Genomic DNA, 13,083 nt, shown 5'->3' with positions numbered 1-13,083 from the left:
CAGCGAAAAACGGCAGCGATAAAAAAAGCCGTAAAAACTACATAAAATGTGTGAAAAAACTGCTTTTGCGCTCGGAAGCCCGGCAAAACCCGGAGAGTCGGCGGATTATTTCGCGACGCGGCAGGCCGCCACGACGTTCAGTGCCTTGGTTTGCAGTTCCTTGCTCGGGCCCTTGGCCGGGTCTTTGGGGTGCATCAGTTCGGACAGTTCGGCGGTGGTGAATTTGTCGTTGAGCTGGTCGGCGCTGCAGGCGCAGTGCTGCTGGGCGGTCTTGAGGTCGACGCTGCGGCTGGCGGCGGCGGTGCAATCCTTCATGTAGGCGTCGCGTTGGCCGGCCGGCCAGGCAGCCTGTGCGCTCAGCGGCAGCAGCAGGGCGATCGGCGCGGCGAGGGCGAAGAGGTGAGTCAGGCGCATGGGAATACTCCTTTGGATAGAACGCGAACTTACGTCGCTTGCAGGGGGTTTGAGGGCGTCAGTGCCACTCAAGTTCACCGGTGAAACATGAAACCTGTGGAACTTTAGCAGTTTGCGTTCGCGGCGAGGCGATGACCGTTCATCTGTGCTAGCATGCCCGACTTGGCTGTATTGGGCGTCGTAGCGGGGTTCCCTGCGCGAGGCCACGCCATCAACCTTACTTTCTTGAACTCCAGTCACTCTGGTTCGTTTCCGGTTGGCCTTGCGGCTCCTGCCACTGTGCGGCAGGCGTTCTTCACTGAACGGCTGGACGGATCGCGTACTGGCTGCTCATCCCAACCCACGTGACCTTTGGTAGGGGTCACCACTAGGAGAGGAGGCGCCATGCCCATCATTACTCTTCCCGACGGCAGTCAACGTCCGTTCGATCACCCGGTTTCCGTCGCTGAAGTCGCCGCTTCCATCGGCGCCGGCCTGGCCAAGGCCACCGTGGCCGGCAAGGTCGACGGCAAGCTGGTCGATGCCTGCGACCTGATCGAAGCCGATGCCAAACTGCAAATCATCACGCCCAAGGATGAAGAGGGGCTGGAGATCATTCGTCACTCTTGCGCCCACCTGGTTGGCCACGCGGTCAAGCAGCTGTATCCGACCGCCAAGATGGTGATCGGTCCGGTCATCGACGAAGGTTTCTACTACGACATCGCCTACGAGCGTCCTTTCACCCCGGACGACCTGGCGGCGATCGAAGAGCGCATGCACCAGCTGATCGACAAGGACTACGACGTGATCAAGAAGGTCACGCCGCGCGCCGAGGTCATCGAAGTGTTCACCCAGCGCGGTGAGGACTACAAGCTGCGCCTGGTCGAGGACATGCCGAACGAAACGGCAATGGGCCTGTACTACCACGAAGAATACGTCGACATGTGCCGCGGTCCGCACGTGCCGAACACCCGTTTCCTCAAGTCGTTCAAGCTGACCAAGCTGTCCGGCGCCTACTGGCGCGGCGATGCGAAGAACGAGCAGCTGCAGCGCGTCTACGGCACTGCCTGGGCGGACAAGAAGCAGCTGGCGGCCTACATCCAGCGCATCGAGGAAGCGGAAAAGCGCGACCACCGCAAGATCGGCAAGCGCCTGGGCCTGTTCCACACCCAGGAAGAAGCGCCGGGCATGGTGTTCTGGCACCCGAACGGCTGGACCCTGTACCAGGTGCTCGAGCAGTACATGCGCAAGGTGCAGCGTGACAACGGCTACCTGGAGATCAAGACCCCGCAAGTGGTCGATCGCTCCCTGTGGGAGAAATCCGGGCACTGGGCCAACTACGCCGAAAACATGTTCACCACCGAGTCGGAAAGCCGCGACTACGCCATCAAGCCGATGAACTGCCCCTGCCACGTGCAGGTGTTCAACCAGGGCCTGAAGAGCTACCGCGAGCTGCCGATGCGCCTGGCCGAGTTCGGTGCCTGCCACCGTAACGAGCCATCGGGTGCGCTGCACGGCATCATGCGCGTGCGTGGCTTCACCCAGGACGACGCGCACATCTTCTGCACCGAAGACCAGATGCAGACCGAGTCCGCCGCCTTCATCAAGCTGACCATGGACGTCTACGCCGACTTCGGCTTCAAGGACATCCAGATGAAGCTGTCCACCCGCCCTGAGAAGCGCGTGGGTTCCGACGAGCTGTGGGACCGTGCCGAAAGCGCACTGGCCGCCGCACTCGACAGCGCCGGCCTGCCGTACGACCTGCAGCCGGGCGAGGGCGCCTTCTATGGGCCGAAGATCGAATTCTCGCTCAAGGACTGCCTGGGCCGTGTCTGGCAGTGCGGTACCCTGCAGCTGGACTTCAACCTGCCGATCCGTCTCGGTGCCGAGTACGTGTCGGAAGACAACAGCCGCAAGCATCCGGTGATGCTGCACCGCGCGATCCTCGGATCCTTCGAGCGTTTCGTCGGAATTCTGATCGAGCACTACGAAGGTGCATTCCCGGCCTGGCTGGCGCCAACCCAGGCGGTGATCATGAATATCACCGACAAGCAGGCCGATTTTGCCCTCGAAGTGGAAAAATCTCTGGCCGAAAGCGGATTCCGTGCCAAGTCCGACTTGAGAAATGAGAAAATCGGCTTTAAAATCCGCGAGCATACCTTGCTCAAGGTTCCCTATCTTTTGGTTATCGGAGATCGGGAAGTCGAAACGCAAACTGTCGCTGTGCGTACCCGTGAAGGTGCTGACCTGGGCTCCATGCCCGTCGCCCAGTTCACGGAGCTTCTCGCGCAAGCGGTTTCCCGGCGTGGTCGCCAAGATTCGGAGTAATTATTATTAAGCGTGATATGAGACAAGATAAACGAGCTGCACCGAAAGCGCCGATCAACGAGAATATCTCGGCACGCGAGGTTCGGTTAATTGGCGCTGATGGCGAGCAGATTGGCATCGTCTCGATTGATGAAGCGCTTCGAATTGCCGAAGAAGCCAAACTGGACCTGGTGGAAATTTCCGCTGACGCCCAGCCACCCGTCTGCCGGGTGATGGACTACGGCAAGTCGATCTTCGAAAAGAAGAAGCAAATTGCTGCTGCGAAGAAAAACCAGAAGCAAGTGCAGGTTAAAGAAATCAAGTTTCGTCCAGGGACGGAGGAAGGGGATTACCAGGTAAAACTACGCAACCTGGTACGTTTCCTGAGTGACGGGGACAGGGCCAAGGTATCCTTGCGATTCCGCGGCCGTGAGATGGCCCACCAGGAGCTGGGGATGGATCTGCTCAAGCGGGTTGAAGCTGACCTGCAAGAATACGGATCGGTCGAACAGCATCCTAAGATGGAAGGACGCCAGCTGATCATGGTCATCGCCCCGAAAAAGAAGAAGTAATCAACAGGGCACGGCAGGCCTTCTGATTATGTTTATCAACTGAATGCGGAGTATCCGAACATGCCAAAGATGAAAACCAAAAGTGGTGCTGCCAAGCGGTTTCTGAAAACTGCTAACGGCATCAAGCACAAGCACGCTTTCAAGAGCCACATCCTGACCAAAATGTCGACCAAGCGTAAGCGTCAACTGCGCGGTAGCAGCTTGCTGCATCCGTCTGACGTGGCAAAAGTCGAGCGCATGCTGCGCCTTCGTTAATTTTAGTCAAGAATAGAGGAAGTAACTCATGGCTCGTGTAAAGCGTGGCGTCATTGCCCGTAAGCGTCACAAGAAAATTCTGAAACTTGCTAAAGGCTACTACGGCGCACGCTCGCGCGTATTCCGTGTTGCCAAGCAAGCGGTAATCAAGGCAGGCCAATACGCCTACCGTGACCGTCGTCAGAAAAAACGTCAGTTCCGCGCTCTGTGGATCGCTCGTATCAACGCTGGTGCGCGTATCAACGGCCTGTCCTACAGCCGTTTCATCGCTGGCCTGAAAAAAGCGTCGATCGAAATCGACCGTAAGGTTCTGGCTGATCTGGCAGTGAACGAAAAAGCGGCGTTTGCTGCGATTGTCGAGAAAGCTAAAGCCGTTCTGGCCTAAGTCCCCCGACAATCACCGGGGCTCGCCTTCGCGGGCCCTGGTGTTAAACGTCAGTAAATAGGGGAAGAGCCTTCAGGCTCTTCCCCTATTTCGTATCTGGAGTCTGTACATGGAAAACCTGGACGCACTGGTCTCTCAAGCACTTGAGGCTGTGCAAAGCGCTGAAGACATCAATGCCCTGGAGCAAATCCGGGTTCACTACCTTGGCAAGAAGGGCGAGCTGACTCAGGTGATGAAGACCCTGGGGAGCCTGCCGGCAGAGGAGCGTCCGCAAGTCGGCGCCCTGATCAACGTCGCCAAGGAGCGTGTCACCGAGGTTCTCAATGCGCGCAAGGCGTCGTTCGAGGAGGCGGAACTGACCGCCAAGCTCGCCGCCGAGTCCATTGACGTGACCCTGCCTGGCCGCGGTCAGACCTCCGGTGGTCTGCATCCGGTCACCCGGACTCTGGAACGCATCGAGCAATTCTTTACCCACATCGGCTACGGCATCGCCGAAGGTCCCGAAGTGGAAGACGATTACCACAACTTCGAGGCGCTCAACATCCCAGGCCACCACCCGGCCCGGTCGATGCACGACACCTTCTATTTCAATGCGAACATGCTGCTGCGCACCCACACCTCGCCGGTCCAGGTCCGCACCATGGAATCGCAGAAGCCGCCGATCCGCATCGTCTGCCCAGGCCGTGTGTATCGCAGCGACTCCGATATCACCCACTCGCCGATGTTCCACCAGGTCGAAGGCCTGCTGGTCGATCGCGACATCAACTTCGCCGACCTCAAGGGCACCATCGAGGAATTCCTCCGTGTGTTCTTCGAGAAGGAACTGGCGGTGCGTTTCCGTCCGTCCTACTTCCCCTTCACCGAGCCCTCGGCTGAAGTCGACATGGAATGCGTGATGTGCAGCGGCAAAGGCTGCCGCGTGTGCAAGCAGACCGGCTGGCTGGAAGTGATGGGCTGCGGCATGGTGCACCCGAACGTGCTGCGCATGTCCGGCATCGACCCGGAAGAGTTCCAGGGCTTTGCCTTCGGCATGGGCGTTGAGCGTCTGGCCATGCTGCGTTATGGCGTGAACGACTTGCGTCTGTTCTTCGACAACGACTTGCGGTTCCTCGCGCAATTTCGCTAGTCGTCACGAATCTATTGGGAGAACAGGATGAAATTCAGTGAACAATGGCTGCGTGGCTGGGTAAGCCCGCAGGTGAGCCGCGACGAGCTGGTTGCTCGTCTGTCGATGGCGGGTCTGGAGGTCGACAGCGTGACCCCGGCCGCCGGCGAATTCAGCGGCGTGGTGGTCGGTGAAGTACTGAGCACCGAGCAGCACCCGGACGCCGACAAGTTGCGCGTCTGCCAGGTCAGCAACGGCGCGGAAACCTTCCAGGTCGTCTGCGGTGCGCCGAACGTGCGCCCGGGCCTGAAGGTGCCGTTCGCCATGATTGGCGCCCAGCTGCCAGGCGACTTCAAGATCAAGAAGGCCAAGCTGCGCGGCGTTGAATCCAACGGCATGCTCTGCTCGCAGGCCGAATTGCAGATCGGTGAAGGCAACGACGGCCTGTTCGAACTGGCCGCCGATGCGCCAGTGGGCGACGACATCCGTGCCTACCTGAGCCTGGACGACGCCAGCATCGAGGTCGACCTGACCCCGAACCGCGGCGACTGCCTGTCCCTGGCGGGTCTTGCCCGTGAAGTCGGCGCGCTGTACGCCGCTGACGTCGCGCGTCCAACCGTGCCTGCCGTCGCTGCCGTGCACGACGAGGTGCGTCCGGTTGAAGTCCTGGCGCCGGCCGCGTGCCCACGTTACCTGGGCCGGGTGATCCGCAATGTCGACCTGTCCAAGCCGACCCCACTGTGGATGGTCGAGCGCCTGCGTCGTTCCGACGTACGCAGCATCGACGCTGCCGTCGACATCACCAACTACGTGATGATCGAACTGGGCCAGCCACTGCACGCCTTCGACCTCGCCGAAATCAACGGCGGCATCCGTGTGCGCATGGCTGAAGAAGGCGAGAAGCTGGTACTGCTCGACGGTCAGGAAGTCACCCTGCGTAGCGATACCCTGGTGATTGCCGACCACAACCGCGCCCTGGCGATCGCCGGCGTGATGGGTGGCGAGCACAGCGGTGTGAACACCGCGACCACGCGCGACATCTTCCTGGAAAGTGCGTTCTTCGATCAGATCGCCGTCGCGGGCAAGGCCCGTTCCTACGGTCTGCACACCGACGCTTCGCACCGCTACGAGCGTGGCGTGGACTGGAAACTGGCCCGTGAAGCCATGGAGCGCGCCACTGGCCTGCTGCTGGAAATCACCGGCGGTGAAGCCGGCCCGATCATCGAAACCGTCAGCGAAGCGCACCTGCCTTCCGTGGCGCCGGTCACCCTGCGTGCCGAGCGCATCACCCAGATGCTGGGCATGGAAATGGCCTCGGCCGAAGTCGAGCGCCTGCTGACCGGCCTGGGCCTGGGCGTCACCGCCAATGGGGCAGGGCAGTGGACGGTAGAAGTACCAAGCCATCGCTTCGATATCAGCCTGGAAGTCGACCTGATCGAAGAACTGGCGCGCCTGTACGGCTACAACCGCCTGCCGGTTCGTTACCCGCAAGCCCGTCTGGCGCCAAAGGCCAAGGCTGAAGCCCGTAGTGGCCTGCCTGAGCTGCGTCGCCTGCTGGTCGCGCGTGGCTACCAGGAAGCGATCACCTACAGCTTCATCGATCCGAAGCAGTTCGAGCTGTTCAGCCCAGGCGTCGAGCCGCTGCTGCTGGCCAACCCGATCTCCAACGACATGGCGGCCATGCGCTCGTCCCTGTGGCCGGGCCTGGTCAAGGTGCTGCAGCACAACCTGAACCGTCAGCAGGACCGCGTGCGCCTGTTCGAAAGCGGCCTGCGTTTTGTCGGCCAGCTGGAAGGCCTGAAGCAAGAGCCGATGCTGGCCGGTGTGGTCTGCGGCAGCCGTCTGCCGGAAGGCTGGGCACACGGTCGCGACTCGGTCGACTTCTTCGACGTCAAGGCGGACGTGGAAGCGATCCTGGGCGCTGCCGGCGCACTGGATGCGTTCACCTTCGTGCCGGGCAAACACCCTGCGCTGCATCCGGGCCAGACCGCCCAGATCGAGCGCGACGGGAAACTGGTCGGCTTCATTGGTGCGATCCACCCTGAGCTGTCCAAGACCTTGGGTCTGGATCGTCCGGTGTTCGTCTTCGAGCTGGTCCTGGCTGAAGTGGCGGCGGGCAAGATGCCGAAATTCAGCGAGCTGTCGCGCTTCCCGGAAGTGCGTCGTGACCTGGCCCTGCTGGCGGACAAAGGCGTGGCATCCAGCGCGGTCCTGGAGGTTATTCGTGAAAATGCAGGCGAATGGCTGACGGACCTCAGGCTTTTTGACGTTTATGAGGGTAAAGGCATTGATCCTCATAGAAAAAGCCTGGCCGTTGGCTTGACCTGGCAGCATCCATCGCGCACTCTTAATGACGATGAGGTGAACTCCGCAACGCAAAATATCCTCACCTCGCTTGAAACCAGGTTGAACGCCACGTTAAGGAAGTGACGTATGGGGGCTCTGACGAAAGCTGAAATGGCGGAACGTCTCTACGAGGAGTTGGGTCTTAACAAACGCGAGGCCAAGGAATTGGTCGAGCTGTTCTTTGAAGAGATCCGCCACGCACTCGAGGACAACGAGCAGGTCAAATTGTCGGGTTTCGGCAACTTTGATTTGCGCGACAAACGCCAGCGGCCTGGCCGCAATCCAAAAACGGGAGAGGAAATCCCGATCACGGCGCGCCGTGTGGTCACCTTTCGTCCAGGGCAGAAACTGAAAGCCCGAGTTGAGGCCTATGCTGGAACCAAGTCATAACGACGAGCTCCCGCCGATCCCAGGCAAACGCTACTTCACCATTGGTGAAGTCAGCGAGCTGTGTGCGGTAAAGCCGCACGTGCTGCGCTACTGGGAGCAGGAATTCCCTCAACTCAACCCCTCCAAGCGGGGCGGCAACCGCCGGTATTACCAGCGCCACGATGTGCTGATGATCCGCCAGATCCGCGCCTTGCTGTACGACCAGGGCTTCACCATCGGCGGGGCGCGCCAGCGCCTCTCCAGTGACGACGCCAAGGAAGAGAACATCCAGTACAAGCAACTGATCCACCAGATGATTGCGGAGCTGGAGGATGTGCTGGTGGTGCTCAAGAAGTAAATTTTTTGGAAATAATACTTCCAAAATTCAAAAGGTTAGGTTAAATTCCTAATCGCTTTCAGAGGTTTGAAAGCACAGCTACTCAGTGTCGGGGCGTAGCGCAGCCCGGTAGCGCACTTGCATGGGGTGCAAGGGGTCGAGTGTTCGAATCACTCCGTCCCGACCAATATTTGATGACAGAGCCACCTTCGGGTGGCTTTGTTGTTTTTGGAATAATTGACTTTCCGAGTGGCGCCATCTGTTCCATTATCCTGGGCGGGGCTGCGATTCGGCAGGTTAATGACGCACATCAGGGAGCAGACGCAATGCTGATCCACTCCATTCGACTGGCGAACTTTCTCAGCTTTGGTACTTCGTCCACCCCCGTACCCTTGAGTTCGCTGAATGTCATTATCGGGCCGAACGGGTCTGGCAAGTCCAACCTATTGGAGTCCATCGAGTTGCTGCGCAGTGCGCCGGAGCAACTGTCGAAACCTATCCGTGAAGGCGGTGGTGTCCGTGACTGGCTTTGGAAAGGGGCGAAGGGAACGCCAACTGCTGCCCTGGACTTTGTGATAGCCCACCCCAGGGGGGCGCAGAACCTGCGTTATCAGCTGGCATTCACGGAAGTCGGGCAGCGTTTCGAGATCGCGGATGAGCGCGTCGAGAACGAAAAGCCGGACGGGGCGCGTCATGCCCAGCCGTATTTCTTCTATCACTTCAACGGCGGCCGGCCGGTGCTGAACCTGAAAGGTGGGGGCAGCCGTTCCCTGCAACAGGAAGATGTCGACCTGGAGAAGTCAATCCTATCTCAGCGTCGCGACCCGGATCAGTACCCGGAAGTAACTTACCTGGGGCAGACGCTGGGCAAGATCCGGCTTTACAGGGAATGGAGTTTTGGCCGCTACACCACGCCTCGGCTGCCGCAAAAGGCAGATTTGCCCAACGATGTGTTGGAACCGGATTGCAGCAATCTCGGCCTGGTGCTTAACCGGCTACGCCGCGACCCGGCGGTCAAGCGGCGTCTGTTGACGGCCCTGCAGTCGCTTTACAGCGGTATCGACGACTACGATGTGCAGATCGAGGGCGGTACGGTTCAGGTATTTTTCCACGAAGGAAACATGACGGTGCCGGCGACTCGCCTGTCAGACGGTACCTTGCGCTACTTGTGCCTGCTGGCGGTCCTGTGCCATCCCAATCCGCCTCCGCTGATCTGTATCGAAGAGCCTGAGCTTGGGCTGCACCCGGATATTTTGCCGACGTTGGCGGATCTGCTCAAAGAAGCGTCGACGCGCACGCAACTGATTGTGACCACGCATTCCGATGTGCTGGTAGATGCCATGAGTGATCAGCCGGAGTCGGTCCTGGTGGCAGAGAAGTCGGAGTCCGGTACGACGCTGACACGCCTGAATGCCGAGAAGCTCAAGCCTTGGCTGGAGAAATACCGGCTGGGCCAGCTATGGACGCGAGGTGAAATCGGAGGGACGCGCTGGTGAAGCTCTATGTCGAAGGGGGAGGGAGCGCTGCTTCATTGCGAACGGCCTGTCGTGAGGGGTTTTCGAAGCTTCTGGACAAGGCCGGCTTCAAGGGGCGCATGCCCAGAATCGTGGCGTGTGGCAGCCGTAATGACGCGTACGATTCTTTCTACACCGCGATACGCAATGGCGAGAAGGCCATGTTGCTGATAGATAGCGAGGCGCCGGTGATCGCGGCGGCGCAACCGGGTGATGCGCGCGAGGCCGACGACCGCGCCAACTGGTTGCCATGGCAACATCTGCTCCAGCGACAAGGGGATGGTTGGAAAAAGCCTGAGGGCTCTGAGGATTGGCAGTGTCAGTTGATGGTGCAATGCATGGAAAGCTGGTTGCTGGCGGATCGGCAGGTGCTCAAGGAGTTTTTCGGGCAGGGTTATCAGGAAAATAAACTGCCGGCTCTGGGCAATTCTCTTGAGCGTGTAGCTAAGGAGCGTGTCTACGATGCGTTCGCCGACGCGACCCGCAATTGCAAATCCAAGGATCAGTACGGCAAGGGCGAGCATTCCTTCAAATTGCTGGGGCTGATCGACCCGGCCAAAGTGAGCGAGGCTTCGCCTTGGGCCAAGCGGTTTTTTGAGATGCTTGAAAAGCGCATGTGATTTATCGGAACGTTGCATCTCTAGCGTGATTCGATGGCAGAGCCACCTTCGGGTGGTTCTGTTGTTTCTGGCTTTCGCGCGAAAAAATCGTACTGGCCCTAGGCGTGATGAGTATGGCCGAAGGGCTTTATTCGGAGATAGTTTCTAGACATCCGGTGCCGGTCTTTGTTTTGACGTGGGCGGTGTATGAGCTAGTGCGTGTTGGCTCGGAAGGATTGACGCATTCCCAGGATGCTCGGATGCAAGGCGCCGTCGGGGTGGAGGTGTTCGGCTCGTTGAGTGCTTCAGATCGGGTGGAAGAGATTCTCTACCCGGTAGTGAGCTTGCCCTGTCGATAACGGGTCGGTGTCTAGCTTGATATAATTTAATAAAGCACTGTTCATCCATCCAGTTTTTTGGTTTACTCTCTATAAACAGTAATTAAAAGGTTGGACTGTTCGTGGACGTAATCACTTTTCGCCGTTCATCGCTGCTTTGTTTTCTCGTCATGCCTTTGCTTATAGTCACAGTAATCGGAACCCATCAGTTGGGGTATATATCTGGTAGTACTGAAGTCCCAAGCGTAATTTCTTCGATTATCAATTGGCGAACTTCTTCGAAAGTATTTTCTTATAATCTTTTGGGGGGAATAGTGGTGTGTGCGCTTATCACCGGCTATGCGGCATTTCGGCGTGACGAATTTATTAGGGATGGGTGGTTGGAGAGACTATTTGATTTTGTTGGAAAACTAGTAGTCAATAATTTTTATTTCTGGTCTGGAAATTTTTTAGCTTACACTCTGGCTTCTAGAATGTTGGATTTTGTCGAACCTATAGATAGCCAAGGTATTATGGTTCTTCTGACTGCACTTCTGGCTCTAGTCTTCGAGTTTTTCCTTTCCATCTTGAAGGTTTTGTTTTTCCGCCCTCGGTTTCAATAGTTGTTAAAGTGTATTCGATCAAATTAATTGGTTTATCGGGGGCTAGTGATTTTTTCGATGTTGAATATTCTCGGATAATCTTAAGTCATGCCTAGATCTTTATGTATGGGTCGGATATGGTTTGTTGCTTTTGGTTCGTTGAGAGATGTGGTGGAAAAACGAATAATTATTTATGTGGTGCGGTTGATTAAATTCTGCAAGGCGGTTGGTTGCTATTTAAATAGCAGTGCTTTCGTTACTTTTTGTCGGTAGATTGCTAGGCTCTGTCTGAAAAAAGCCGTCGCACACACCGCAAGACACAAGCCAGCGAGACCATCGCGGCACAACTTTTTGCAAGCTTGTCGAAGCGCGTGACGATTCGGCGGCTCTCTTTCAGCCAGCCAAACATGCGTTCGATGATGTTGCGCTGTCGGTATTTGGGCCGGTCGAACAGTCTGGGTAAGCCAGGCTTGGGCTTGCGCTTCATCGAGCGCAGTGGGATGACGGGTTGCATTCGATATTGGTCGCAGTAGCGGCGTAGCGCTTAGGCGTCGTAGCCCTTATCGGCAAGCAGCCATTTTCAGCGCTTGCGCGGGCGGCCACGTTGGCTCGATGGAATGCTGACTTCGTCCAACAGTGGTTGTGCGTAGCTGATGTCACTGGCTTGACCGCCAGAGAGGAGAAAGCGCAGCGGTATCCCGTTGGCGTCGCAGAGCATGTAGATTTTGGTTGTCAGGCCGCCACGACTGCGGCCTAGAGCGTGATCGGCAGGCTCGTCAGGCCCCCTTTTTCCGCGCTCCAGATAAAGCACGGGTTGCTCTACCAGCGGTCGAATCGATCATTCAGGTGCGGGGGCGATCAAGCCTTTGTCATTAAGTCTGAGGTGCAATCGTCTGAGCATCTGATCGAATGTTTCGCAGTTTCGCCAGGCTCGGAAGCGGTGATAGACCGTCGCCCAAGACCCGAAACGCTCGGGCATATCTCGCCAGGTTGCTCCTGAACAAAGTACCCAGAGCACAGCATCGAGCATCAAGCGATCACTGCTGCGGGGCCGGCCCCTGGCGTGAGCTGCCGTAAAGAGATTGGTGACCACTGCCCACGCTTCATCCGAGAGCTCATAACGCTTTGCCATCACAGAATTCCTTTCTGTAGATGGTCGGCGACTGTACAGAGCCCAGGCTGTTCCGGGGCCACATTTCAGTTTCTTGGGATTTCAGACAGAGCCTAGGCTAATTTTTGGCAAGGAACCGTCGACGCAGCAGTGTCCGGCTCGTTGATTACGTCAGCTCGTTGTGTAGGAGGTTCTGATGTCCGGTAGTGCACTTGCGTGATCGCAAGGAGGCGATCAGCAAGTAACACTGGCCTTGGCGTAGAGGAAGACGCCAGCGCTGAATTGGCGTTACGTGGCATTAGGCTGCCTGGCATCACCGGTGGACGAAGTGTTGCTGCATATAGTCGTGATCTTCTTCGACCTGTCGGGGGTATCTGCTCTCGTCAAGCATCTCGCGAAGCCGCCTGGAATAGCTTACCTGCTCAAATGCCACTTGACGGGTGGCACTGTCAAAGAATGACCTCAGATGGGCGAGTACCTGATCAAATGCGGGGCTTTCAATGCGTAACGATAGGGCTGTCAAATCTTGTTGATCGGTGAGTTCTCGATACAAGTCGATCGCGAGAATACTGCCTCCGTTATTTTGAGCATGATAGACGTGTACGTCGCCGTAGCCGTTATAAAGGTGGGCGAAATACGATTCATAGAGCTCCATGATGTTGACGGGAATTTCAAGGGCGGCAAATACAGCCTGTAAGTCGACATTGGGAGTCTTGTCGTCGCCTTCCCAGGTGACTAGATCTGACATCGAAACGCAGATGTCGAACTCTTTGGCAGATATGATTTTTCTAGACATTCTTAATTCGTAGCTGAATTTTGGGTGGCTGATCTTATCATCTGGTTCACTTCTTCTTGCAGGTGGTCAAGTCAC

At 57.4% G+C, this 13,083-nt stretch carries 13 protein-coding genes, 1 tRNA gene and 1 pseudogene; 12 read left to right on the top strand and 3 right to left on the bottom strand.

What is annotated here, in order from left to right; all coding sequences use genetic code 11:
- Positions 1-105: 105 nt before the first annotated feature.
- Positions 106-414 carry a hypothetical protein gene (locus tag HU752_RS21135; RefSeq protein ID WP_186675735.1) on the bottom strand — a complete coding sequence of 103 codons (309 nt, stop codon included), beginning with the start codon at positions 412-414 and terminating at the stop codon, positions 106-108.
- 384 nt (positions 415-798) lie between these two features.
- On the opposite strand from HU752_RS21135, the gene thrS reads away from it, so the two are divergent.
- From thrS to HU752_RS21075, 12 genes are all read left to right on the top strand, one after another.
- The gene (gene thrS, locus HU752_RS21130) at positions 799-2,721 is read left to right on the top strand and encodes a threonine--tRNA ligase (RefSeq protein WP_186675737.1); all 1,923 of its coding nucleotides are present in this window, start codon (positions 799-801) and stop codon (positions 2,719-2,721) included.
- Positions 2,721-3,272, top strand: coding sequence for a translation initiation factor IF-3 (gene infC, locus HU752_RS21125; RefSeq protein ID WP_186676118.1), 552 nt, complete (start codon positions 2,721-2,723; stop codon positions 3,270-3,272). Before thrS ends, infC begins: the two co-directional genes overlap by 1 nt.
- A gap of 60 nt (positions 3,273-3,332) precedes the next feature.
- On the top strand, positions 3,333-3,527 hold the full coding sequence (gene rpmI / locus HU752_RS21120) for a 50S ribosomal protein L35 (RefSeq protein ID WP_002553160.1): 195 nt from the start codon (positions 3,333-3,335) through the stop codon (positions 3,525-3,527).
- A 28-nt stretch (positions 3,528-3,555) separates the two neighbouring features.
- Positions 3,556-3,912: a 50S ribosomal protein L20 gene (gene rplT / locus HU752_RS21115; protein ID WP_010443727.1), complete on the top strand. Its 357-nt coding sequence runs from the start codon at positions 3,556-3,558 to the stop codon at positions 3,910-3,912.
- Between the two features lie 109 nt (positions 3,913-4,021).
- Complete coding sequence (pheS, locus tag HU752_RS21110; RefSeq protein WP_186675739.1) at positions 4,022-5,038, top strand: phenylalanine--tRNA ligase subunit alpha; 1,017 nt, start codon at positions 4,022-4,024, stop codon at positions 5,036-5,038.
- Positions 5,039-5,065: 27 nt separating this feature from the next.
- Positions 5,066-7,447, top strand: a complete 2,382-nt coding sequence (gene pheT, locus HU752_RS21105; RefSeq protein ID WP_186675741.1) for a phenylalanine--tRNA ligase subunit beta — start codon at positions 5,066-5,068, stop codon at positions 7,445-7,447.
- A gap of 3 nt (positions 7,448-7,450) precedes the next feature.
- Positions 7,451-7,753: an integration host factor subunit alpha gene (ihfA, locus tag HU752_RS21100; protein WP_002553164.1), complete on the top strand. Its 303-nt coding sequence runs from the start codon at positions 7,451-7,453 to the stop codon at positions 7,751-7,753.
- Positions 7,734-8,090 carry a MerR family transcriptional regulator gene (locus HU752_RS21095; RefSeq protein WP_010443730.1) on the top strand — a complete coding sequence of 119 codons (357 nt, stop codon included), beginning with the start codon at positions 7,734-7,736 and terminating at the stop codon, positions 8,088-8,090. The genes ihfA and HU752_RS21095 overlap by 20 nt, the downstream gene beginning before the upstream one ends.
- 89 nt (positions 8,091-8,179) lie before the next feature.
- A tRNA-Pro gene (locus HU752_RS21090) sits at positions 8,180-8,256 on the top strand.
- Positions 8,257-8,395: 139 nt separating this feature from the next.
- Positions 8,396-9,565 (top strand): AAA family ATPase, encoded by a 1,170-nt coding sequence (locus tag HU752_RS21085; RefSeq protein ID WP_186675743.1) that lies wholly within the window; start codon positions 8,396-8,398, stop codon positions 9,563-9,565.
- Complete coding sequence (locus HU752_RS21080; RefSeq protein WP_186675745.1) at positions 9,562-10,203, top strand: DUF4276 family protein; 642 nt, start codon at positions 9,562-9,564, stop codon at positions 10,201-10,203. Before HU752_RS21085 ends, HU752_RS21080 begins: the two co-directional genes overlap by 4 nt.
- Positions 10,204-10,642: 439 nt before the next feature.
- Positions 10,643-11,122 (top strand): hypothetical protein, encoded by a 480-nt coding sequence (locus HU752_RS21075; protein ID WP_186675747.1) that lies wholly within the window; start codon positions 10,643-10,645, stop codon positions 11,120-11,122.
- A 256-nt stretch (positions 11,123-11,378) separates the two neighbouring features.
- Here HU752_RS21075 and HU752_RS21070 read toward each other — a convergent pair.
- A pseudogene (locus tag HU752_RS21070) lies at positions 11,379-12,233 on the bottom strand (IS5 family transposase).
- A 292-nt stretch (positions 12,234-12,525) separates the two neighbouring features.
- Positions 12,526-13,008, bottom strand: a complete 483-nt coding sequence (locus tag HU752_RS21065; RefSeq protein WP_186675749.1) for a hypothetical protein — start codon at positions 13,006-13,008, stop codon at positions 12,526-12,528.
- Between the last annotated feature and the right edge of the window lie 75 nt (positions 13,009-13,083).

The organism is Pseudomonas vanderleydeniana (assembly GCF_014268755.2).
Lineage (GTDB): Bacteria > Pseudomonadota > Gammaproteobacteria > Pseudomonadales > Pseudomonadaceae > Aquipseudomonas > Aquipseudomonas vanderleydeniana.
Note: the sequence above shows the minus strand (reverse complement) of the source record. Positions and strands in the feature narration are given on the sequence as shown.

Excerpts from the sequence above, each read along its gene's own strand:
- HU752_RS21135 (WP_186675735.1), bottom strand. The coding sequence starts at position 414 with ATGCGCCTGACTCACCTCTTCGCCCTCGCCGCGCCGATCGCCCTGCTG.
- thrS (WP_186675737.1), top strand. The coding sequence starts at position 799 with ATGCCCATCATTACTCTTCCCGACGGCAGTCAACGTCCGTTCGATCAC.
- rpmI (WP_002553160.1), top strand. The coding sequence starts at position 3,333 with ATGCCAAAGATGAAAACCAAAAGTGGTGCTGCCAAGCGGTTTCTGAAA.
- rplT (WP_010443727.1), top strand. The coding sequence starts at position 3,556 with ATGGCTCGTGTAAAGCGTGGCGTCATTGCCCGTAAGCGTCACAAGAAA.
- pheS (WP_186675739.1), top strand. The coding sequence starts at position 4,022 with ATGGAAAACCTGGACGCACTGGTCTCTCAAGCACTTGAGGCTGTGCAA.
- pheT (WP_186675741.1), top strand. The coding sequence starts at position 5,066 with ATGAAATTCAGTGAACAATGGCTGCGTGGCTGGGTAAGCCCGCAGGTG.
- ihfA (WP_002553164.1), top strand. The coding sequence starts at position 7,451 with ATGGGGGCTCTGACGAAAGCTGAAATGGCGGAACGTCTCTACGAGGAG.
- HU752_RS21095 (WP_010443730.1), top strand. The coding sequence starts at position 7,734 with ATGCTGGAACCAAGTCATAACGACGAGCTCCCGCCGATCCCAGGCAAA.
- HU752_RS21085 (WP_186675743.1), top strand. The coding sequence starts at position 8,396 with ATGCTGATCCACTCCATTCGACTGGCGAACTTTCTCAGCTTTGGTACT.
- HU752_RS21065 (WP_186675749.1), bottom strand. The coding sequence starts at position 13,008 with ATGTCTAGAAAAATCATATCTGCCAAAGAGTTCGACATCTGCGTTTCG.